Origin of the sequence: Polynucleobacter alcilacus, assembly GCF_018881545.1 — a bacterium.
Classification (GTDB): Bacteria; Pseudomonadota; Gammaproteobacteria; order Burkholderiales; family Burkholderiaceae; genus Polynucleobacter; species Polynucleobacter alcilacus.
Genome location: NZ_JACVQD010000004.1, coordinates 1 through 489, shown reverse-complemented (window position 1 = coordinate 489; position 489 = coordinate 1). Strand labels below are relative to the sequence as shown.

Sequence of the window (489 nt, the reverse complement as noted above, 5' to 3'; positions counted from 1 at the left end):
TGACAATGCCCACGCCTTACTCGATGCTGGCCTCTCGTTTGTAGAAGGTAACCATGTCACGGTCGATGCCCATAGCACCCACCTTAATAACAGCTTAAAAGATTTAGAGAAATTACACGTTGATGCGGTCTCCTTAGCAGGTATTGCTACGAGTGAGCTAGGCGCTGGCTTTACTGTTGACTTAGGCTTTAATGGCGCTGGCGCCTTGCATGACGCCGTATTAGGTGGCTTGCCAAACTTTGTTGGTGGCCAAGAAGTGAACCTGGCTACTGATATCAACACCTTATTGGGTGACGGTAACTTCTTAGGTGCTGATGCGAACGCCTTTGCCCGTGCTGGTATTGATGAAATCCGCTTAGATGATCTGGCTAGCGCACATCACACCAGCCTAGATAGCTTATTTAATGGCACTGACTTTAATGGCGCTTCACTTGCCAGCTTAGGCGCAGCAACTAGCACCTTACGTGATAACGGTATTGATGAAGTAGA

The 489-nt window shown here is 48.3% G+C and carries 1 protein-coding gene; it reads left to right on the top strand.

What is annotated here, in order from left to right:
• Positions 1–489, top strand: a 489-nt coding sequence (locus ICN45_RS10325) for a hypothetical protein (protein ID WP_216175723.1), incomplete at both ends; no start/stop codon positions are given.